This is a genomic window from Micromonospora sp. DT178, from assembly GCF_049841695.1.
In the GTDB taxonomy this organism is placed as follows: Bacteria; Actinomycetota; Actinomycetes; order Mycobacteriales; family Micromonosporaceae; genus Micromonospora.
The window spans coordinates 181,276-202,727 of the sequence record NZ_JBNCKV010000013.1; the positions used below are offsets into that span (position 1 = coordinate 181,276).

14 protein-coding genes are annotated in these 21,452 nt (G+C 71.8%); 5 read left to right on the plus strand and 9 right to left on the minus strand.

The window, feature by feature from the left end:
* The first annotated feature begins 44 nt into the window (after positions 1–44).
* Entirely contained in the window at positions 45–1,826 is a 1,782-nt protein-coding gene (locus ACLQ22_RS22920) for a family 43 glycosylhydrolase (protein ID WP_425694124.1), read from the plus strand.
* A gap of 1,058 nt (positions 1,827–2,884) precedes the next feature.
* Here the strand turns inward: ACLQ22_RS22920 and ACLQ22_RS22925 are convergent.
* Positions 2,885–7,189: a LamG-like jellyroll fold domain-containing protein gene (locus ACLQ22_RS22925; RefSeq protein WP_425694125.1), complete on the minus strand. Its 4,305-nt coding sequence runs from the start codon at positions 7,187–7,189 to the stop codon at positions 2,885–2,887.
* 941 nt (positions 7,190–8,130) lie between these two features.
* Between ACLQ22_RS22925 and ACLQ22_RS22930 the strand changes: the two genes are divergently transcribed.
* A complete protein-coding gene (locus ACLQ22_RS22930; RefSeq protein WP_425694126.1) occupies positions 8,131–8,253 on the plus strand; it encodes a hypothetical protein in 123 nt (40 codons plus the stop codon).
* On the opposite strand, the gene ACLQ22_RS22935 is transcribed toward ACLQ22_RS22930, so the two are convergent.
* From ACLQ22_RS22935 to metH, 3 genes are all read right to left on the minus strand, one after another.
* Positions 8,220–8,738 carry a hypothetical protein gene (locus ACLQ22_RS22935; RefSeq protein WP_425694127.1) on the minus strand — a complete coding sequence of 173 codons (519 nt, stop codon included), beginning with the start codon at positions 8,736–8,738 and terminating at the stop codon, positions 8,220–8,222. The genes ACLQ22_RS22930 and ACLQ22_RS22935 overlap by 34 nt on opposite strands.
* A 440-nt stretch (positions 8,739–9,178) precedes the next feature.
* Complete coding sequence (locus ACLQ22_RS22940) at positions 9,179–9,589, minus strand: hypothetical protein (protein ID WP_425694128.1); 411 nt, start codon at positions 9,587–9,589, stop codon at positions 9,179–9,181.
* Positions 9,590–9,878: 289 nt separating this feature from the next.
* Complete coding sequence (gene metH, locus ACLQ22_RS22945) at positions 9,879–13,394, minus strand: methionine synthase (RefSeq protein ID WP_425694129.1); 3,516 nt, start codon at positions 13,392–13,394, stop codon at positions 9,879–9,881.
* 261 nt (positions 13,395–13,655) lie between these two features.
* Between metH and ACLQ22_RS22950 the strand changes: the two genes are divergently transcribed.
* Positions 13,656–14,525 (plus strand): PAC2 family protein, encoded by an 870-nt coding sequence (locus tag ACLQ22_RS22950; protein ID WP_101409578.1) that lies wholly within the window; start codon positions 13,656–13,658, stop codon positions 14,523–14,525.
* Positions 14,526–14,651: 126 nt separating this feature from the next.
* A complete protein-coding gene (locus ACLQ22_RS22955; RefSeq protein WP_425694130.1) occupies positions 14,652–15,443 on the plus strand; it encodes a GntR family transcriptional regulator in 792 nt (263 codons plus the stop codon).
* A gap of 38 nt (positions 15,444–15,481) precedes the next feature.
* On the opposite strand, the gene ACLQ22_RS22960 is transcribed toward ACLQ22_RS22955, so the two are convergent.
* The 5 genes from ACLQ22_RS22960 to ACLQ22_RS22980 form a co-directional block, all read right to left on the minus strand.
* Positions 15,482–16,294, minus strand: a complete 813-nt coding sequence (locus ACLQ22_RS22960) for a DUF3592 domain-containing protein (RefSeq protein ID WP_425694131.1) — start codon at positions 16,292–16,294, stop codon at positions 15,482–15,484.
* Between the two features lie 107 nt (positions 16,295–16,401).
* Positions 16,402–17,640, minus strand: a complete 1,239-nt coding sequence (gene mshC, locus ACLQ22_RS22965; RefSeq protein ID WP_425694132.1) for a cysteine--1-D-myo-inosityl 2-amino-2-deoxy-alpha-D-glucopyranoside ligase — start codon at positions 17,638–17,640, stop codon at positions 16,402–16,404.
* Between the two features lie 109 nt (positions 17,641–17,749).
* Positions 17,750–18,568, minus strand: coding sequence for an SCO1664 family protein (locus tag ACLQ22_RS22970; RefSeq protein ID WP_425694133.1), 819 nt, complete (start codon positions 18,566–18,568; stop codon positions 17,750–17,752).
* On the minus strand, positions 18,565–19,149 hold the full coding sequence (locus ACLQ22_RS22975; protein ID WP_425694134.1) for a DUF3090 domain-containing protein: 585 nt from the start codon (positions 19,147–19,149) through the stop codon (positions 18,565–18,567). The genes ACLQ22_RS22970 and ACLQ22_RS22975 overlap by 4 nt, the downstream gene beginning before the upstream one ends.
* A 301-nt stretch (positions 19,150–19,450) precedes the next feature.
* A complete protein-coding gene (locus ACLQ22_RS22980) occupies positions 19,451–20,164 on the minus strand; it encodes a histidine phosphatase family protein (protein ID WP_425694135.1) in 714 nt (237 codons plus the stop codon).
* Between the two features lie 872 nt (positions 20,165–21,036).
* Between ACLQ22_RS22980 and ACLQ22_RS22985 the strand changes: the two genes are divergently transcribed.
* Positions 21,037–21,452, plus strand: a 416-nt coding sequence (locus ACLQ22_RS22985; RefSeq protein WP_425694136.1) for a hypothetical protein, incomplete at its 3' end; no start/stop codon positions are given.

Genomic DNA, 21,452 nt, shown 5'->3' on the forward strand with positions numbered 1-21,452 from the left:
GTCGTGCCGCGGACATCGACGGCCGACCCCGAAGGGAGATCGCCATGCGTATCCCGCCCATCCGCCGCGGCCAGGCCCACGCGGCCATGCTCGCAGCGCTTGCCTCCGTCGCCCTCGTCGTGCCGGCCGCGCCGGTCGCGGCGGGCCCGAGCGCCGTCACCGCCGTAGCCGAAGGCCCCAGAAAGCTCATCGCACAAGGGTTCGCGGACCCGGACGTGGTCCGCATCGGCCAGACCTGGTACGCCTACGCCACCAACGACTTCAGGCACCTCCCGGTGGCCAGCGCGCCCACCATCGACGGGCCGTGGCAGGTCCTCGGTGACGCGATGCCGGGCGGACCCGGCAGCTGGGCCGTCGCCGGCAGGACCTGGGCACCCGACGTGCACCCCAACCCTGACGGCAGTCTGACCCTCACCTACACGGCCCAGGACGCCGCCTCTGGCCGTCAGTGCATCGGCGTGGCGCTCGCGTCCTCGCCGCTCGGGGGGTTCGTGCCCTACGGATCGGGGCCGCTCATCTGCCCCCTCAGCCAGGGCGGCGCGATCGACGCGAACACCTTCGTCGCGCGGAACGGAACGCGCTACCTCACCTGGAAGAACGACGGCAACGCCATCAACCGGCCGTCCACGCTCTGGGTCAGCCAAGTCACCAACAACGGCACCACCCTGGTCGGTCCGACGACGGCAATGCTGACCGTCGCGGCAGGCCAGATCATCGAGGCGCCGGACCTGGTCCAGCGTGACGACAAGATGGTGCTCTTCTACTCCGGTGGGTCCTTCGCCAGCTGCGGCTACTACACGTCGTACGCCACGGCGCCGACGGTCACCGGCCCCTGGACGCCGGCGCCGAACGCCTTCATGACCCAGGCCAACACGGGACTCTGCGGTCCGGGTGGCGCGGACGTCGTGACGGCCCAGGACGGGCTGGGCGGCGGCGACAAGGTCGTGATGCACGCGGCGGTCGCCGACGGCAGCAGGCACATGTACTCGATCAACCTCCGCTGGGTCAACGGCCTACCGGTGCAGGGCGGCAGCCGCAAGTCCTCGCTCGACGGCAACGGCCGCGCCGAGATCGCCCTGGTCCAGGCCGACGGGCAGATCAAGGCCTGGCACAACTACAAGGGCTTCGACGCCATGCCGTACGGCGCCGCCGCGGTCATCGGGACCTCCTTCACCGACCCGGCCCGGGTGCGCTTCGCCGACCTCGACGACGACGGGAGGTCCGAGCTGATCCAGATCCAGGCCGACGGCCAGATCAGGGCCTGGCACAACGACCTCGGCTTCGCCGCCTCGCCGTACGGGAACTCCGTCGTCATCGCGACCGGATTCACCGACCCGGCCCGGGTGCGCTTCGCCGACCTGGACAACGACGGGAGGTCCGAGCTGATCCAGATCCAGGCCGACGGCCAGATCAGGGCCTGGCACAACGACCTCGGCTTCGCCGCCTCGCCGTACGGGAACTCCGTCGTCATCGCGACCGGATTCACCGACCCGGCCCGGACCGTGTTCACCGACCTGGACGATGACGGCCGGTCCGAGATCGCCCTGATCCAGACCGACGGCCAGATCAAGGCCTGGCACAACGACCTCGGCTTCGCCGCCTCGCCGTACGGCTACACCGTCGTCATCGCGGCCGGGTTCACCGACCCCGCGAGGGTGCGGTTCATGGATCTCAACGACGACGGCCGCTCCGAGATCGCGCTGATCCAGACCGACGGGCAGATCAAGGCCTGGCACAACTACAAGGGCTTCGACACCATGCCGTACGGCGCCGCCCAGGTCATCGCGACCGACTTCCTCGACCCGGCCCGCACGATCTTCATCTGATCCGGGCTCGGACACCAGCACCACGAGCAGGGCGCTGCTCGACGCGGCTACGTGGGTCCGGTGAGCTCGGGTGCCGGTCCTTCCGCGCCGCCGGGTCCGCAGCCGCGCGGCCACCCCTCAGCGGTGAGCCGGCGTGGTCGTCGACTCGCACGGGGCCGCCACCACCCAGTCGATCTTCGTACAGCGCGGTGCGGCCGGCGTCGACGGTACGACGCCGGCCGCAGCCGACCGCACGGAGCCGACCCGGGCCGCGACGCTCCTGCTCGGCCCGGAGCCCAGCCCCGGCGCCGTGGACGTCGTCGCCGGTCATCCCTGTGCGGGGACGCCGCGGGCCAGCGCCGCAGTGATATCGCCGGGCCGGTTCCCGGCAGCGGTCGCCCCGTCGTGGACGCCGGCCGCTCCGCGGCTCGGGGCCGGCCGGGCACACCAGGTCGTCCCGGGTAGGTGGAGCCGGCGGTCGGCCGGCCGCGGCCCAGGGGCGAGGCGGAGGTCAGGAACGGTCCGGCCTGGGCGTTCTCGATGCGCCCGGCAGTGCCGCTGTGCTGCCGCCGCACCCCGACTGACTGCACACCCCTCAGCAGGCCGGCCTCGTCGGCGATCAGGACGCAGTCGGGGTGGCCGAACTGCTCCACCAACCAGGCACCCACACGCCGTCGGCGTCCCCCACGACCGGGCGCGACAGCCGCCGCATCGCCTGCGGATCGCGGTGCACCCCGACGACCCGGTCGGCGGCCACGGCCACCACCACGGGCACGACCTCCGCGACGCGTGCGCCCGCCGGAGCCCGCCGGGGTCGCCGGGCCCGCGGTCGGCCAGGGACCAACACGTCGTGCGTTCCACCCGTCGACAGCAGCCTCCGCACGGTCGCCGTCGCGGTGCGGCCCGGCTCCACGCGCACGGGACGGCCGGTGACACGCCTCCTTGTCGCGGATGACGTGCCACCGGCCAGGGTCTACGCCGCGGCCACCGCACGATCTCCGGTGGTCCTCACGGACCGTCGACGATCGTGCGGTGGCCGCCCTCATGTCCGCGCCACGCCTCACACGTGGCGTCGGGGGTCAGCCCGTCGTGCCGGCCGAGTGGTGTCGTGCGACCTCGTCGGCGGTGAGGGCATGGTCGTAGACGGCGACCTCGTCGAGCAGCCCGGCGAGCCTGGCACCGGCGTCGTCACCACGGGCCCCCAGCTTGAGGCTTCCCGCCCCGTCGGTCGGGCTCACCTTCGTGGCGGCCGAGCCGTCGGGTCGTCCGTCGAGGTAGACCGTCAGGGTCGACCCGTCGTAGACCACGGCCACGTGATGCCACTTGTCCGGCGTGACCACCGTCTGCCCTTCGACCGACGCCAGCTGCCCGGCTGCGCCCAACGTGAGGGCGCTGATCCTGCCTCCGGGCAGGACGCGCAGCGCGTAGCCGTTGTAGGCGGGCGCGTCGTACTTCTCGACCACGCCGTACTGACCGCAGACGTCATTGAGATTCACCCACGCCTCGAGGGTGAACGAGCCACTGACGCTCACCGGGGCCGAGTCCGGTACGGCGACGTGGCCGCCGGTCAGCTCGGCGGCGGTGTCCGGATCGCCCGTCAGCGCGCCCGGGCGGCCCAGTGCCACCGCGTCCGCGTACGCGCCACGGTTGCCGGTGCCGGAGGAGTCCTCGGCGCTCGTGCCGGATCGCTCACCCAGCCGCCAGTAGCCGACCGGCTTGTCGGCCAGCACCTGCGCCGCGTAGGAGGACTGGGCGGTGACCGCCGGCTGCCTGCTCGTCGACGGCTGCCCGGCTGCCGAAACCGCCGGAGCCGGCGCTGAGCTGCCCTGCACCGCACTCCCACCCGAGCGCTGCGCACTGGGCGACGGGCCGGGGTTGCCGAGCACACCCTTGACGTAGTGCGAGTCGATCTGACCCGGAGTCAGGGCCTTGTGGTAGATCGCGACCTCGTCGAGGTCGCCGAAGAAGCGGTCCGCCGCGTCGTCTCCACGGGCGCCCAGCTTGAGGCTGCCCCTGCCGTCGGTCGGCGCCTTGGCCACCGGGGTGGACGTCTGCAGCTGCCCGTCGAGGTAGGTCCGCAGCGTCGTCCCGTCATACGCTGCCACCACGTGGTGCCATCGCACCTGCTGGACGCTGCGAGGGCTGGACGCGCCGGACTGCGCCTCGTCGGCGATCGTGAGCGCCTGCAGTTTGTTGCCGTTGACCAGGCGCAGGGCGTAGCCGTTGCGCGACGGCAGGCAGTCGCCGCCGTCGTACTTCTCGACGATGCCCTGCGGTCCACCCGCCGCGTCCTTGACCCACGCCTCCAACGTGTAGGCACCGGTGACGCTGAGCGAGGCGCTGTCCGGAATCTCGGCGTAGCCGTCGTCCAGCCGGACCGCGGTGTCGGCGGAGTCGGCGATCGCCCCTGGCTGGGACCGGCCGACGCTGCCACGGTAGGCACCAGCGTTTCCGTTGCCGGAGGCATCGACCACCGGCTGGCCCTGGGCGTCGCCGAGCCGCCAGTAGCCCACCGGCGCGTCCCGCTTCACCAGCGCGGCGTAGTCCGCCGGATCCGGTCGGGCGACCCGGACCGACAACGAGGTGGTCCGCGCCGTACCACCGGACGGACGGGTGACCACGTCGATCCGGTAGCTCCCGGGCGCCGCATCGGTGGGGATCCGGACCGAGGTCGCGAGCTCGAACCAGGCCAGTCTCTGGTTGCTGCTCACGCGGAACGGCAGCTTCGGGTCGCGCGCCGTCCACCCGGCCGGAACGCCGACCTCGACGGTGCCGCCGACCGTGCCCTGCCCGAGCGCCTCGACCTCCAGGTCCAGCGCAAACGTCTCACCCGGCTCCAGCAACGTACGCGGGGTCGTCACCTTCGTGGCCTCCGCGCCCGGCGCGTCGGCCACCTTCACCGCCCGGTAGGTCGCCCGGACCGTGACCGCCGTCGTCGGCCGGCCGAGGTCGACCAGCTCGCGCTCGGCGTCAAACGTCACCGGGCGGCCGTCGACGGTGACCCCGGTCAGCCGGTGACCGCGCGGCGCACGCAGGTGCAGCACCACGTCCGTCAGCGGCGCCCGTCCGGTGGCCGCGCGCGGTGGGTCGACCCGCACGGTCAGCCGGCCGTCCGTCAGCTCCGACGAGGAGGCGAACCCGACGGGGCCGAAGGACGTCGGCAGGTCGGCGACCTCGATCCGCTCCCCGTCCGCGAGCCAGGGCCGCGGCGTGGCCGGCGCCAGGTGCAGCCGGGTCGGCACGCCGTCGGCGTTCAGGTCCTCGCTGACCAGCAGGCCGCGCACCGCCTCAAGGTAGGTGGCGTTGTTCGGCGACAGCGGCGGCCAGTACTGCGACCGGTAGTACTCACCGAACTGCGGGCACGGCGAGATCGTGGCGCCCTCACCGCCGACGAAGGTGTGCGGCGTGAAGTTGTGCGCGAGCATCCCGTAGAAGCTCAGGTCGAGGCGATCGGACTCGGCGTTGTCGGCCAGGAACCGCATCAGCGAGTAGCCGTACTGCTGGTCGATGCCGCTGGACTTGTATCCGGGCGCCGCCGGCCACTGGTTGTGCCGGATGTTCTGGCAGACACCGGGATCGGCGGTCGACAGGTTGAACCTGGTGAGGCCGAGGAACAGCGACCCGTGCTTGTAGAGGTAGTCCCGTAGTCCGGTCGCCGTCGCGCTACCCGGCTCGAACAGCCCGGTCGCGAGTGCGTACGGCATGATCAGGTTCCAGTAGCTGCCGAGGAAGTCGGTGGTGACCTTGTCGTACGGCTTCGACGACGCCGGATCCAGCAGCGCGATCGGCACGAACACCGAACCGTCCGGCAGCACCGTCTTCGACTTCTCCACCGCGCCCAGCAATGCCGCGCGCAGACCGGCCGCCTCGTCGAGGAACGGCTTCGCCTCGTCGGCACGGCCCATCAGCCGCAACGCGACACCGACGTCGCGCAGCCCGCGCCAGACCTCCGACTGGTGGTGCAGGCCGTAGACCGGCTCGGGAATGTCGGAGGCGTAGCGGGTCTTGGCCAGCAGACCGTTCGGGTCCGCGACGCGTTGCCGCTTGAAGTCGGCGAGCCAGTCACGGAACGTCGGCAGGTTCTCCAGCAGCAACGACCCGTCGTTGCTCTGCAGGTAGTACGTCGCCACCGTCTGCAGCTTGATCCCGCGCTCCCAGGACACGAAGAAGCTGCCCTGGCCGCGTCGCAGCATCTCGGTGAGGTTCGCGCGCGCCTTGTCCTGGTAGCCGAAGTCCCCGAGCGAGGTGACCGTCGCCGCGATCTCCGGCACCCAGGCGAAGGACTTGTCCAGCGACTCGTAGCCGTTCCCGACGGTCAGGTTGAAGCCCATCACCAGGTTGTTCAGCAGCGTGCTGCGCATGGCGTCCGCGGCGTACCGCTCCGGGAGCCGGACCTTGGCGCCGGCGTTGAGCTGCGCCGTCCAGTAGGCGCCGGTGCGGGACTTCGCGGCGTCGTAGAGCTTGGCCGACGGACGGTCGGCGGGCAGCTCGGCCGGCTCGTTCGGCACGACCAGATAGAACTCGGCCTTCCCGCGGCTCAGGTCGGGCGTGAAGCTCAGGTCGGGCGCGGACCAGGTCGCCGCACCGCTGTACGCGACCACGGTCTTCCCGTCGAGGGTCAGCCGTCCGGGCGTGGCGACGACGTCCGCCACCTTGTCGCGGCTCACGTTCAGCCGCAGCCTCGGGCGCGCCTTCGCCGGCCCGCTGACGACGAACCGGAGCATGCTGACTGCCGGGCCACCCGGGGTCAGCTCGGTGACGAACGACTCGCGCTCGTAGCGGACCCCGGCGGCGTCACGATACGAGTTGGCGAGGATCGGTAGGTATCCGCCGGTCAGGCGGGGGGCACCCGACCTCGCCTCGGCCTGGCCGTAGCGCTCGGCCCCGTCCGCGCCGACGAAGAAGCGGACGCGCTGGGTCGCCCGCGAGTCCGACCATTGCGACATCAGCTCGCTGCCGTCGGCGACGTGCAGCGAGAAGTCCCGCTCCTCGGCCCACCGAGTGGGGTCCGGCGCCGGGTAGGTGAAGGGCAGGTAGTACCAGGGCGAGGCGGCGTCCGTCGTGCCACCGTGGTTGGCCGGCACCAGCAGCGGCTTGACGTTGGCCAGGGTCGGACCGTCGGGCAGGCCGAGCAACTTCTCGCCCCAGTGGTCGGATCCCTGCTCCAGCGCGTGGTTCACTCGATCGGCGTAGCCGTCGGGCAGGGTCAGGTCATCGCGGGGGCCGGACTGGCCGTGAGCCGCCCGCTCGCCGGCCGCCCGCTCGCCGGCCGCCTCGAAGCCGGCTGCCTGGACGTCCTCGGATTCCTGGGCCAGCAGGCCGGCCGCCAACGTCACCACCGTCAGCAGCGACAGCGCGGCCCTCGATCTCGATCTTGTGGCCATTCGATCCACCTTCGTGTGGAGTACCGTGCGAATACTGGACTAGTCCAGTAACTCTGGAGCACCTTCCTCGCCGGTGTCAACACCTTGACCGACCCGCCCCTGCGCGACGGGCGCGTCACGATCCATCGGCCCGCGCCCGGGCCCGACCAGGGTGAACTGCCCCGGATCCTGTGCAGGCCTCCCGGCCTCGGACGGATCGACAGATGGCAGGAACGAAACGAAGCCGCAGTGCTGCGGAAGCGGACGATGCGGTGGGGCGTCGCCGCGGCGGCCGGGTCGGTGTCACAGACGCGGACGGCCACGCCTCGTGGCCGCCGGGCGTGCACATGGACGGCCACGCAGACGATCTGCGCAATGACGACCAGCATCCATCGCTGCGTCCGAGAGGTCGAGGTCCGGCGTGGGCTGGGGCGTCGAGGAGGACGATGTCCCCGCTCACGGCGATGCCGCAGGCCCCCGCGCTACCACTTCCGACGCCATTCGAGGCGACCTCGATGGGCCACAGCCGGCGCGTCCCCTCGCCGGACGTACAGCACCTCGCCCTCAACCCACCAGACGTCTCCGGCACAGAGGCCGACCGGAACTTCCAAGCTCAGAGCAAGAAGACAGCCGTCGGAACTGCCGGGCAGCCCTTCCAGGTCGTCCACCAACTCCATCCGGACCGCGGCGACGGCGCTCGGTCTTCACGTCGCCATTCTGCGGTACCCGTATGTCCAGGACGACTCCTTGCCCCCACGCCGCGGCTCTGGTTCAACCTGGGGGTTCCGACGCACCTGCTGCCGAGCGGCGACGACGCACCGCCGCAATCGATGCGGCCGCTGGTACTCCAGGTGGGGATTGTGATGATGGCTCGGTGAGATGCGATGGGAATCGACATGGTGCCCGAGTTCATCGCCCATGCAAAGTCAGCCCATCCGCACGGGAGGTACCAGCTCGGGCCGATGACGAACCTCGACGTCGAGCGCCAGCACCGGCCCAGCGACGACACCCACCGGCCGTACGCCGCGATCGCGGCGGTCATGGGTGAGCGTCATCCGCCGTTCCCCTCGATGGACACTCCCTGATGCGTACCCTCGAAGCGGCCCCGGCCGCCACGTTCACCGACGCTCACATCGCCTGAGTCGACCGCTCCAGCCTTCAGGACAATCGCATGATCAGCGATCAAACGGGTGATCCCTGGATACCAGGACGCGGATCTCACGTAGTGCTGCTGCAGTGCCGGACTGGAAGAAAAGGTGTCCACGATGTACGCCCTCCAGCCCTCTTCGCCCTTGGCGTTCAAGTCCTTCCGCCGATGCCAGATCCACTCAAACGTATCCAGGACCAGTTCCGCCGCAGCGCGGACTCTGTGGCGATTTGAATCGTCGACATCGGGAGGCTTCCCGTCATAGAAATACGGCCGAATGTCGGGATATTCTATGAAGATCTTATCCAGCTCCCTGAAGAGACCGATGACGCCGTAGTAGGTGGAGATGTGATGAGCCCGCCGCGACAGGCGGTAGCTGTAGACCGCAGACAGCACCGCAGTCGCTATCGCCACGATTGCCAAGATGTTTGATGATTCCATTCAGAGTCCCGGGATGTCCATTCTGGGATATGAGGCGTCAACGGGGAGGACGAGACGAGCCACCAGGCTGATTCCACACGTGTAGCGACCACGACCGTCACCCACCGGGCCCACGGTTGCCCAAGGTCGCCCAGGAGCGGTGCAAATAATCGTCAAGAGCGCAGTGGCAGCGGGGGCGTCCGACCTGCCCGACAACTCCGGTCAGGCGCCTCATAGATTGACTCATGCCAACATTGTCCTGAGAGCCCGCAACCCAGCTCGCCATCCAGATGCTCGGATGGAGAGATCAAGTGGTCAAGGGGCGGTGAAGTCCACGCGGAGGCGGTGTGGACGCCCCGGACGACGTGGTCGACCGGCAGGGCCCGGTCTGGCCCGGTTGCCTGTGGATGAGGCGGGTGCAGTACTTCGCTGCTGTGCTCCCGTCACTGACCGCCGTCGGGCCGTCGTAGAAAGGAGGCCAACCGCTCCCCCTCCTTGAGGTCCTCTCGCCAGTAGCGGTAGACGAGCCCCGTCACGATCCTGACGGAGGCTGCCGCAACAACACAAGGCAGGACTTTCCAACCGACCACGGCTTCAACGTCGAACGCCACAACCGCGGGCGGCACCTCCCCGACGAATGCACGCACGGTCTCATACTCGTCCGAGGTCGGCTCACGGAACTGTGGATCAGAGAACCGGGTCGGACAGGCGAGGTAGTGGACATCGGTGAAGACCAGCTCCACGCCGTGGTGGTACGTCAGGTCGTGCCCGGCGGCGATGCTCAGCTCCGAACCGTTCCACCCAAGCAGATCCCAGTCCCACCATGAACCCTCGGGCAGCTGCACGACCGTCACGCCACGATCGTTCCATGGACATGGCACTTATCCGCCAAGTCCAGACCCGGCATCGGCGCCTTCCGACCCCTCATTCGTAAGTGCTAGGCGCTCCGTCTGGCAACGTCCGTCCACCTACGCGACCTCGGGCGATGGTTCGGGTTCGGTCGCTGGCTGCGGTCCTCGTCTCAGCCGTTGCTGTGGACAGCAACAGGAGATGCCAGGCGTGGCAGACTGCCGACAGGCAGCGGAGTGGTCCGCACGGTAATGGGCGGGACCCAGGGTGCGATCTGGGCCCGGGCGGCCGGCGTCACTTGGCGTTGAAGTAGCTCGCCTCCGGGTGGTGCACCACGATCGCGTCCGTCGCCTGCTCCGGCATCAGCTGGAACTCCTCCGACAGCTGCACGCCGATCCGCTCCGCGCCCAGCAGCTCCACGATCTTCGCCCGGTCCTCCAGGTCCGGGCAGGCCGGGTAGCCGAACGCGTACCGGCAGCCCCGGTAGTCGGTGCGCAGCAGACCCGCCAGGTCCGCCGGATCGTCGTCGGCCACCGTACGGCCGCCCGGCAGGGTCAGCTCGGCGCGGATCCGCCGGTGCCAGTACTCCGCGAGGGCCTCGGTGAGCTGCACGGACAGCCCGTGCACCTCCAGGTAGTCGCGGTACTCGTTGCGGGCGAACATCTTCGCCGTGTACTCGCTGATCGGCTGCCCGACGGTGACCAGCTGCAACGCCACCACGTCCAGCTCGTCGCCGCGCGGACGGAAGAAGTCGGCCAGGCAGAGCCGCCGCTCCTGCCGCTGCCGGGGGAAGGAGAACCGCGCCCGCTCGGAGTGCCCGTTCTCGTCCAGCACCACCAGGTCGTTGCCCTCGGCGTACGCCGGGAAGTAGCCGTACACCACGGCCGCCTCCAGCACCTGGTCGGCGATCAGCCGGTCCAGCCAGTAGCGCAGCCGGGGCCGGCCCTCGGTCTCCACCAGCTCCTCGTAGGACGGGCCCTGCCCGCTGCGGGCCCCCCGCAGGCCCCACTGCCCGAGGAAGGTGGCCCGCTCGTCGAGCAGCGCCGCGTAGTCGGCCAGCGGCACGCCCTTGACCACCCGGGTGCCCAGGAACGGCGGGGCGGGCACCGCCACGTCGGTGGCCACGTCGGAGCGGACCGAGGCGTCGTTCAGCTCCGGCAGCGACTCACTGACGATCGCCCGCTGCCGCTCGCGGCGCGCCCGCCGGGCCGCCAGCGCCGCCTCCCGCTCCGGGTCGATCACCGGCGCCCCACCGCGCTTCGCCGTCATCACCCGGTCCATCAGCGACAGTCCCTCGAAGGCGTCCCGGGCGTAGTGCACCTGGCCGGGGAACATCGCCCGCAGGTCGTCCTCGACGTACGCCCGCGTCAGCGCCGCCCCGCCCAGCAGCACCGGCCAGCGCTCCGCGACCCCGCGCGACGCCATCTCGGCGAGGTTCTCCTTCATGATCACGGTGCTCTTGACCAGCAGCCCGGACATGCCGATCGCGTCGGCCCGGTGCTGTTCGGCGGCCTCCAGGATCGCGTTGATCGGCTGCTTGATGCCGATGTTGACGACCTCGTAGCCGTTGTTGGACAGGATGATGTCCACCAGGTTCTTGCCGATGTCGTGCACGTCCCCGCGCACCGTGGCCAGCACGATGCGGCCCTTGCCGCCGTCCTCGGCGGTCTCCATGTGCGGCTCCAGGTACGCCACGGCGGTCTTCATCACCTCGGCGGACTGGAGCACGAACGGCAGCTGCATCTGACCGGAGCCGAACAGCTCGCCGACGACCTTCATGCCGTCGAGCAGGATGTCGTTGATGATGGACAGCGGGCTGCGCCCCTGCGCCATCGCCGCGTCCAGGTCGGCCTCCAGGCCGTTGCGCTCGCCGTCGATGATCCGCCGCTTCAGCCGCTCCTCCAGCGGCAGCGCGGCCAACTCCTCCGCCCGCCCGGCCCGCGCCGACGCGGCGTCCACGCCCTCGAAGATCTCGATGAACTTCTGCACCGGGTCGTAGCCCTCGCGACGCCGGTCGTAGACGAGGTCCAGCGCCACCTCCCGCTGCTCGTCGGGGATCTTGTTGAACGGCAGGATCTTGCTGGCGTGCACGATGGCGCTGGTCAGGCCGGCCTCGCGGCACTCGTGCAGGAAGACCGAGTTGAGCACCTGCCGGGCCGCCGGGTTGAGCCCGAACGAGACGTTGGAGATGCCGAGGGTGAAGTTGACCCCCGGATAGCGGCGGGCGATCTCCCGGATCGCCTCGATGGTCTCGATGCCGTCGCGCCGGGTCTCCTCCTGGCCGGTGGCGATCGGGAACGTCAGCGCGTCGATCAGGATGTCCGAGCGGTCCATCCCCCACCGCCCGGTGAGGTCGTCGATCAGCCGCCCCGCGATCCGCACCTTCCAGTCGGCGGTCCGCGCCTGCCCCTCCTCGTCGATGAGCAGCGCCACCACGGCGGCGCCGTGCTCGCGGACGATGGGCATCACCCGGGCGTAGCGGGAATTCGGGCCGTCCCCGTCCTCGAAGTTGACCGAGTTGACCACGCACCGGCCGCCGAGCATCTCCAGCCCCGCCTCGATCACCGGCGGCTCGGTCGAGTCCAGCATGATCGGCAGGGTGGAGGCGGTGGCGAAGCGGCCCGCGAGCTCCCGCATGTCCTGCGTGCCGTCGCGCCCGACGTAGTCGACACAGAGGTCCAGCAGGTGCGAGCCGTCGCGGGCCTGGCTACGGGCGATCTCCACGCAGGCACGCCAGTCGCCGGCGAGCATGGCCTCGCGGAACGCCTTGGAGCCGTTGGCGTTGGTCCGCTCCCCCACCATCAGCAGGGAGGCGTCCTGGGCGAACGGCACCGGGTGGTAGACCGACGAGACGCCGGCCTCGTGCCGCGGCTCGCGGGGCGCCGGGCGCGTGCCGTGCAGGCGCTCGGAGAGGACCCGGATGTGTTCGGGGGTGGTGCCGCAGCAGCCGCCCACCAGCGAGACGCCGTACTCGGTGACGAACCGCTCCAGCGCGTCGGCCAGCTCCACCGGGGTCAGCGGGAAGTACGCCCCGTCGGCGGTCAACACCGGCAGGCCCGCGTTCGGCATCACCGACAGCGGGATCCGGGAGTGCCGGGAGAGGTAGCGCAGGTGCTCGCCCATCTCGGCCGGCCCGGTCGAGCAGTTCAGCCCGATCAGGTCGACCCCCAACGGCTCGATGGCCGCCAGCGCCGCCCCGATCTCGCTGCCCACCAGCATGGTGCCGGTGGTCTCCACGGCGACGTGGCAGATGATCGGCACCGTCCGGCCGAGCCGGGCCATGGCCCGCTTCGAGCCGACGACGGCCGCCTTGACCTGGAGCAGGTCCTGGCAGGTCTCCACGATCAGCGCGTCCGACCCGCCCTCGATCAGGCCCTCGGCGTTCTCCTGGTACGCGTCGCGCAGGGTCGCGTAGTCGGCGTGCCCGAGGGTGGGCAGCTTGGTGCCCGGGCCGATCGAGCCCAGCACGAAGCGGGGCCGCTCGGGGGTGGCGTACGCGTCGGCGGCCTCCCGGGCGAGGCGGGCCCCGGCCTCGGAGAGCTCGCGGATGCGGTGCTGGATGTCGTACTCACCCAGGTTGGCCAGGTTGGCCCCGAAGGTGTTTGTCTCGACGCAGTCCGCCCCGGCGGCCAGGTACGCCTCGTGCACCCCGCGCACCACGTCCGGCCGGGTGGCGTTGAGGACCTCGTTGCAGCCCTCGTAGCCCTCGAAGTCGTCCAGGGTGAGGTCGGCCGCCTGCAGCATCGTGCCCATGGCGCCGTCGGCGATGAGAATCCGGTCTGCCAGTACGTCGAGCAATGAGGTCCGCACGGAATCAGGTTAGTGCCGTCGCCGCCCGATCGATTACCCCGCACGTGCCTTCCCACATTGTGTCAGCGGGATCACGCTGTCCGGTTCATCGCGGTATGAGCGGCCGTCGCTGGGCCCGACCGGCGCGGCCGACGGGCCGCATCCCGCCCCGACACGTAGGCTGACGGACGTGAAGGACTACAGCGACAGCACCACGCCCGGCGGGCGGACGACCGGGTCGGGTCCCGGCGCCGCCCCCGACGAGCAGGGTGAGGTGACGGCATGACCGAGTTCGACGGACTGCCGGTGCTGCGGTCCCCCGTGGCGATCGCCGCGTTCGAGGGCTGGAACGACGCCGCCGACGCCTCGACCGCCGCCGTCGAGCACCTGGAGCAGGTGTGGCAGGCCCGGCAGGTCACCGAGCTGGACCCGGAGGACTTCTACGACTTCCAGGTCAGCCGCCCCACCATCACCATGGCCGAGGGCGAGACCCGCCGGGTGGAGTGGCCGACGACGCGCTTCATGGTGGCCAGCCCCGAGGGCACCGAACGCGACGTCGTGCTGATCCGGGGCATCGAGCCGAGCATGCGGTGGCGCACCTTCTGCGAGCAGGTGCTGGAGATCTGCCACAGCCTGGAGGTCGAGCGGGTGGTCGTGCTCGGCGCGCTGCTGGCCGATGTGCCGTACACCCGGCCGCTGCCCATCAGCGGCAGTGCCTCCGACGCGGAGGCCGCCCAGCGCTACCAGCTCACCCCCACCCGCTACGACGGGCCGACCGGGATCGTCGGCGTGCTGCACGACGCCTGCAACAAGGCCGAGGTCGACGCCGTCTCCTTCTGGGTGCACGTGCCGCACTACGCCAACAACCCGCCCTGCCCGAAGGCCACCCTCGCCCTGCTGCACCGCGTCGAGGAGGTGCTCGACCTGCCGGTTCCCATGGCCGACCTGGCCGAGGAGGCCGCCGAGTGGGAGCAGCGGGTGCGCAGCGCCGCCGAGCAGGACGCCGAGCTCGGCGAGTACGTGCGCGAGCTGGAGGAACGCGTCGGTGACGCGGGCATCACCCCGCTGACGGGTGACGAGATCGCCCAGGAGTTCGAGAAGTACCTGCGCCGCCGCGGCGGCTCCGCCGGCCCCACCGCCGGTTCCTGGTAGCACTCCTGCCTGCCCCACCGGCCCCGGACGCGTGTCGTCCGGGGCCGGTGTTTTGGCGTGTCCGGTCTGGCGCGGTCACCACCTCTAGGGCATCCTAGGAACCTAGCTGTCATCGAGGAGGCGGGCATGCAGATCAATCCGGGGGCGGCCGAGTTCCCGCACCGGCAGATCGCCGCGCAGCTCAAGGCCCAGATCCGCCGCGGCGACTGGGCTCCGGGCGAGCGGCTGCCGTCCATCCCGGCCATCGCCGAGATGTTCGGCGTGGCGAAGCAGACCGTGCAGCGCGCCGTCGACCAGCTGCGGGTCGAGGGCATCCTGATCACCAAGCCCGGCTCCGGGACGTACGTCCGAGGCACCCGGCGGCGGCTCAACCGGCTCTCCCGGGGCCGCTACGGCGGCTTCCGCGGCTACCACACCGACCTGGCCGCGCGGTACCGGCAGCAGCTCGTCTCCGTCGGCCGGGCCCCCGCCCCGCCGGAGGTGGCCGACGCGTTCGGGGTGGCCGACGGCACCGACCTGCTCTGCCGGCGCCACCTCGTGCGCACCGAGGACTCCCCCGTCGAGGTGGGCGCCTCGTGGTTCCTGCCCGCCGACGCCGCCGGCACCTCGCTGGAGCGCGCCGAGGCGTTCGGCCGGCCGCTCTACCAGGAGGCCGAGGAGGCCACGGGCCGGCGGTACGTCTCGGCCACCGACACCATCAGCGCCCGCCAGCCCAGCCGGGAGGAGGCCGAGATCCTCCAGATCCGCCCCGACACCCCGGTGCTGCACCTGCTGCACGTCGCCTACGACGGCCACCGCAAGCCGATCGAGGTCGCCCAGGCCACCTGGCCCGGCCCGGTCACCACGCTGACCGAGGAGTACAAGATCCCCGCCCCCGCCCCGGACCCGGCGCCCGACCCCGGTCTCGTCCTGGGCTGACTCCCCCACCCGACCGCCTACCCTGACGGGACGGGCCGTCAGCTCAGCAGCCGCCCCTTCGCGGCGCTGAACTCGGCGTTGGTCAGGGCGCCGTCCCGGTGCAGCCGGGCCAGCCGCTCCAGCTCCGCCGCCAACTCGGGCCCGCGGTGCGCCGGTTGCGCTGGCGGTGCCAGGGTCGGCGGGCGCCGGTCCTCCTGGATCTCGAGGGCCGAGGGGTCCTCGGGCAGGTAGCGGACCGTGACCTGGTCACCCGTCCGGGGCAGGTCGTACCCCGGGTAGAAGCGACTGGCGGTTCCGCTCCGCTCACGGCTGTCGACGGTGAATCGGACGTTCAGCCGCAACTCGGGATCGTCGCCGTACATCCGGCCGGTCTGCTCGACGCCGATGATCACCCCGGGCGTCGGTCGGCCTCGGGCGGCCAGCGCCGTAGCGCGCTCCTCGGCCCGTCGCTCCAGGTCGAGCTGCCGGGTCCGCCACCGTCCGTGCAGGACGACCGAGAGCACGGCGACCGGGAACGTCGCCGCGATCACCCACAGCAGCACCTCCGACCGGTTCGCCCAGTAGCCCCCGAGCAGGCCGAATCCCCCGCAGAACCACATCACCAGACCGAACGGCAGCCGCCCGGCGGCGCCACCCCGGTAGGCCACACCACCGGCCCAGCTCAGGGCGATGATGGCGAGCAGCAGGCCCCCGAAGATCCGCGACGCCGAGGCCGCGCTCTCCTCGCCGGCCCGGTTCTGCAGGGTGATGCCGTCGACGAGCAGCCGACCCGCGACGAGGGTGAGGAGCGCGGCGCAGGCCAGAGCGGCGAGCCGGCCGGGATCGAGACGGCGGGCGGCCGAGGTGTCCATCGAGGCATCGTAGCCGTGAACTCCACCACCAGTGCCCCCGCCGCGGCCGACCGACGCCCCTTCTGGGCGGGCGGCGGCCCGGCGTGCGGCGAGGGTCGGGTGTGGAGTCAGAGGCGGATGCCGAGGAGGGCGTCCAGGGTGGCGGCGAAGAGGGCGGGGGCCGCCGGGTCTTCGGCGGTGCCGGCGAGGGTCGCCTCGGCCCACCCGTCGGCCAGCGCCAGGGCGCCCGGCGAGTCCAGGTCGTCGGCGAGGCGGGACCGTACGCCGGCCAGGAACTCGTCGCCCGACGGACCGGCGGGCGCGGCGGCGGCCCGCCGCCAGCGGGCCAGCCGCTCCAGCGACGTCGCGAGCAGCTCGTCGGTCCAGGCGCGGTCGGCGCGGTAGTGCCCGGACAGCAGGGCCAGCCGGACCGCCATCGAGTCGACCTGGTCGGCGCGCAGCCGGGAGACGAAGACCAGGTTGCCCCGGGACTTCGACATCTTCTCGCCGTCGAGGCCGATCATGCCGGCGTGCACGTAGTGCGCGGCGAACGGTGCCGCGCCGGTGAGCCGCTCGGCGTGCGCGGCCGAACACTCGTGGTGGGGGAAGATCAGGTCGTTGCCGCCGCCCTGCACGTCGATCCGGTCGCCGAGCAGGTTGAGCGCGATGACCGTGCACTCGACGTGCCAGCCGGGGCGGCCGGCTCCCAGCTCGCCGCCCGGCCAGGACGGCTCGCCCTCGCGGGCGCCGCGCCACAGCAGCGGGTCCAGCGGGTCGCGCTTGCCGGCCCGGTCCGGGTCGCCCCCGCGCTCGGGGAAGATCTCCAGCATCTGCTCGCGGGTCAGATTGGACTCGTAGCCGAAGCGGGGGGAGGCGGCGAGGTCGAAGTAGACGTCGCCGGTGCCGTCGTCCAGGCGGTACGCGGCCCCGTCCTTGAGCAGCAGGAGGACCTTGTCGGCGATGTCGGGGATCGACTCCACCGCGCCGACGTAGCGCGCCGGCGGGATGATCCGCAGCGCCTCCATGTCCTCCCGGAACAGTGCGGTCTCCCGCATCGCCAGGACCTTCCAGTCCTCGCCGTCGCGCTCGGCCCGCTCCAGCAGCGGGTCGTCGATGTCGGTGACGTTCTGCACGTAGCGCACGTCCCGGCCGGCGTCCCGCCACACCCGCTGCACCAGGTCGAACGTGATCATGGTGGCGGCGTGGCCCAGGTGCGTGGCGTCGTACGGGGTGATGCCGCAGACGTACATGGTCGCGGTGCCGGCCGGATCGCTCGTGTGGGTGCCCTGCCGCGCCGAGTCGAACAACGACAGCGGCTGGCCCCTGCCCGGCAGCCGCGGCACCTCATGTCCCGCCCAAGAGTCCATGACCGTCAGCCTAACCAGCCGGCGCGGCGCGGCAGGACCGGCCCACAGTGATCATCGTGACAGCCTCGGGGGGCGCGACGGCGGGGCCAGATGGCCGCGCGACGCGCGTTCACATGGGGGGCCAGGGCACCGCCGGCCAGTCCTGCGACGGCTGCGGGAAGAGGCCGGTGTGCCGCAGCCGGTCGACCCGGGCCACCACCTCGGCGACCTCCCGGAGGGTCAGGTGGTCGGCCAGTTCGGCGCCGAGCGCCCCGGGCAGCTGGCCGGCGAGCCCGTCGAGCATCTCCACCGCGTCCGCCGGCAGCCGCCGGCCGGCCCAGCCCCAGAGCACCGTGCGCAGCTTCTCCTCGACGTGGAAGCTCACCCCGTGGTCGACGCCGTAGATCCGGTCGTCCGGACCTACCAGCACGTGCCCGCCCTTGCGGTCCGCGTTGTTGATGACCGCGTCGAGCACCGCGAGCCGCGCCAGCCTGGGATCGTCGGCGTGGGCCAACACGTACGGTGTGCCGTCGTCGTCGCGGGCCGCGGCGATCGCGAACCAGCGGGGCGGCAGCGCGTCGGCCGGCACGAACCCGACCAGGGGCTCGGCCTCCTCCGGCTCGTCGATCCAGAGCTGACACGATCCCGGCCCCAACGGGCCGTCGCGCAGCACCGTCGGCGGCACCAGGTCCCACCCGGTGGCCCGGGAGACCACGTACGCCGAGACCTCCCGGCCGGCCAGCGTGCCGTCCGGGAAGTCCCACAGCGGGCGCTCGCCGCGTACCGGCTTGTAGACGCAGCGGGCCGTGACCCCGTCGAGGGTCAGGATGCCCCGCAGGGTCGTGTTGGAGGCGTCGACGAGCCGCCCCTCCAGGTCCAGGTGGCCGTCCCGGAGCAACCGGAGCGCGGCCTCACCGTCCTGTCGGGGCTGGAGATCCGACGACGTCACCGGTGGTAACCGTTGTGGCGCGGACAGAGATGACCGGCGGGATCCAGCGGCTGGCCGCAGAGCGGGCAGGGTGGACGACCGGCGTTGACCACCCGCCGGGCCCGCTCGATGAACTGGCGGGTCGCCTCGGGGGTCAGCCGCACCCGGAGCCGGTCGAGGTCCTCGTCGGGCTCCTCGTCCTCGTCCTCGGCGTCCTCGTCGTCGTCGGGCTCGCCGAGCTCGACCTCGACCTCCGCCTCGCCCACGGCGATGGCCTCGATCACCACGGTCGCGGTGTCCACGTCGAACGCCAGCCCGAGCGTGCCGACCCGGAACTCCTCGTCGACCGGCGTGTCCAGCGGGTCGTTGTCCCCGACGACGGCCACCGGCTCGGGCAGCTCCACGCCGAAGCGGCGCTGCGCCTCGGAGAGCAGCTCCTCGAGCTTCTCGGCCAGCAACGACACCTGGACCTTCTCCAGCGCGACGCTGACCAGCCGGCCACCGCCGCGCGCCTGGAGGAAGAACGTGCGCTCCCCCGGCGGGCCGACCGTCCCGGCGACGAACCGCTCCGGCGGCTCGAAGGCGTGCACCTGGTGGGTCATACCCACGACCCTATCCGGCGCACCACGGCGCCGCGCACCCCACCGACGCGAATCGCCGTGCGCCCGCCGCGCCCGGCGCACCGCGCGCCACACCCGGGCGTGGCGGCCGGCGGGAGCCCGGGCGCGCACCGGCGCGTGGTCGTCGACAGGGCTCCCGGCCCGCGCCGGGGCGTGGTCGTCGACAGGGCTCCCGGCCCGGATAGGGGCGTGGTCGCGGACGGGACGACCGCCACGCCCCGGCAACGCCCCGGCTGAGGCCGTGCCGTGCCGTGGGGCCGTGGGCCGGGGCGCCGCCGGCCCGTCACCGGCCCGCTCCCGCGCCGCCGCCGACCGGGGCGTCGGAGTCGGCCGCGCCGGCCGCCTTCGCCGCCCGTCGGCGCCGCTTGCGCGGCGGTGGCACCAGCCCGGCCAGGTCGCCGCCGGTGTCGTTGAGCCGCACCAGGAACGGCCGCAGCGGCGTGTAACGGATCGCCGTCACCGAGGCCGGGTCGGCCACGATCCGCTGGAACAGATCCAGGTGTACGCCGAGCGCGTCGGCCACGATCGCCTTGATCACGTCGCCGTGGCTGCACGCCAGCCAGACCGCCTCGGGGCCGTGCTCCGCGGTGATCCGGGCGTCCCACGTACGCACCGCGGCGACCGCCCGCGCCGCCATCGCCGCCATCGACTCCCCCTCCGGGAAGACCGCGGCGCTCGGGTGCTGCTGGACCACCGGCCAGAGCGGCTCCTTGGCGAGCTTCTTCAGCGGCTGCCCCTCCCAGGCCCCGTAGCCGCACTCGATCAGCCCCTCCTCCACCACCGGGCTGGCCTGGGGCAACGCCAGTTCCAGGGTCTGCCGGCACCGGATCAGCGGGCTGGTCACCACCGCCGCGAGCGGCACCGCCCGCAGCCGCTCGCCGACCGCGCTCGCCTGGGCCCGGCCCGTCTCGTCCAGCTCCACGGGCTGGCGGCCGGCCAGCCCGCCGTCCGCGTTCGCGGTCGTCCGGCCGTGTCGCAGAAGCAGAAGGGTCGCCACGGGACCACCCTATGACCTGCGCCCGCCGTCGGTCGTCCACTGGTGTGCGTGGGATGGCCACGGTTGCGGTCCTCGTGTCGCCGCCCTGGCGGTCATCGGCCGCCACTGGTTGCGGTGTCGCCGTGGGGGGTGTGGCCCGCCGTGCCGGCTCCGGGCGGTCAGGCTTGATCCCTGCTCCGGGCACGGCGGGCCACACCCCGTCGGTGCCCGCTCACCGTCCTCGGCCACGGCTGGTTGGTCCACGGTCGCGTCTCATGATCCGTTGACGTGGGCCCGGGCGGAGGGCAGCGGGGGGCCCGGGGGAGCGTCAACCGATCATGAGTGCCGCTCGGCGGCACCGGTGGCTCCTGGTACGAGACCGCCCCGCCACGGGCCGTCTCGTACCAAGGTCCCCACAAAGGTCGCGCCTCGGCCCCGGCCGCGGATGGTGTCCGGTCACGTCTCGGGTGTCCGGTGCGGCATGGGGCGGGCAGGCGTCATCGGGCTCCCGATTCGGGATGGGTGTCCGGTTTGGGGGTGTGACCGGGGGCATCGTGGGGGCGGAATCGTGGCCGGGGCGGGGTCGTTACACCCTGCGTACGACCGAGCAAGGACGCGCCGCTACACCGATGGTGCGGCCCCGGAATGATGGCGGGCCGGCGGTCGTTACACATGGTCCGGCCGACGTGAGGGCATCCCCCGCCCCGCGAACAGCCCGATCTTCCCGGCCGACACGGCCGATCTGATCCCCGGTCGATACGGCCGATCTGGTCTCTTCCCTTCGGCGAGACGCCGGAGATCCCCCTGAGTTCATGAGCGCCGGACGGTGCTTGCACCCGCATGGCCGAGTCCCCCTTCGGTGCGGGTGCCAACCCCCGAATGGAGCATCTCTGATGAACACGTTCATTCGTAACAGCGTTCTTGGTATCGCCGGTCTGGCGTTCGCCGGTGGTGTGGCCGCCGGCCCGATGACCGACACCACCCACACCAGCGCCCCGACCGTGGACACCACCGCTGTCGCCGTCGCCGTGCAGGCGGACAAGCCGGACATGGGCGTGCTGGTGCCGCATGGTGTGCAGGGTGCGCAGTCGCGTATCGACCTGTCCGACGAGCAGGTCGCCAACGTCAAGGCCATCATCGCCGCGACGAAGAAGGCCGGCATGAACGAGCGGGCCGCCGTGGTCTCCATCGCGACCGCGCTGCAGGAGTCGAAGCTGGAGAACCTGGGTCACCTGGGTGACCGCAACGACCACGACTCGCAGGGCCTGTTCCAGCAGCGTCCCTCCAGCGGGTGGGGCACGGTCGAGCA